Genomic DNA, 746 nt, shown 5'->3' with positions numbered 1-746 from the left:
GCGAAATGCGGGATCCTTCGGATGCACCACGAAGAAACCCATCATGCCCATGGCCATCTGGACCATCTCGTCGGCATGGGGGTGGTACATGAAGGTGCCGCTCTTCTGGAGCTGGAACTCGTAGACGAAGGTCTTGCCGACGGGGATGTGCGGCTGGGTCAGCCCACCGACCCCATCCATGCCGCAGGGCAGCAACTGCCCGTGCCAATGGATGGTGGTGTGCTCCGGCAGCTTGTTGGTGACGAAGATGCGGACCTTGTCGCCCTCGACCGCCTCGATGGTCGGTCCGGGCGATTGGCCGTTATAGCCCCACAGGTGGCCGACCATGCCGGGCGAGAACTCGCGCACCACCGGTTCGGCGACGAGATGGAACTCCTTCCAGTCCCCGTTCATGCGCCAAGGCAGGGTCCAGCCATTGAGCGTGACGACGGGCTGGTAGTCCGGGCCGCTCGTCGGGACGAGCGGCGGCTGCATGACCGCCTCCTTCATGGTTGCGGCTTCGGGGATCGCGGCCGCCTGGGCGCGGCCTGACACGGCGCTTGCGCTGATCAGTGCCATGCCACCGGAGGCGCCGAGGAAATTTCGACGTGAGATCGTCATGATGGTCTCCTTGTCTCGTCAATTCACGCCGCCTTCGGCGGCCGCGGTCACGACAGGGCCCTCACCGGCCGAACCGGCTGAGCTGCCTCCGCCGATGATCGCGGTCTCGAAGTCCACGGTGGCGATGAAGAAGTCGTGCTTGGCGG

The 746-nt window shown here is 65.3% G+C and carries 1 protein-coding gene; it reads right to left on the bottom strand.

Going from position 1 to position 746, the window contains the following annotated elements; all coding sequences use genetic code 11:
* On the bottom strand, window positions 1–600 hold a 600-nt coding region (locus V5F77_RS29000), incomplete at its 3' end, for a multicopper oxidase domain-containing protein (protein ID WP_429008503.1).
* Window positions 601–746: the final 146 nt, after the last annotated feature.

The sequence above is a fragment of the Roseixanthobacter psychrophilus genome, from assembly GCF_043195195.1.
Taxonomy (GTDB): domain Bacteria; phylum Pseudomonadota; class Alphaproteobacteria; order Rhizobiales; family Xanthobacteraceae; genus NCEH01.
The sequence above is the reverse complement of the archived record's forward strand: the minus strand, read 5'-3'. Positions and strand labels throughout refer to the sequence as shown.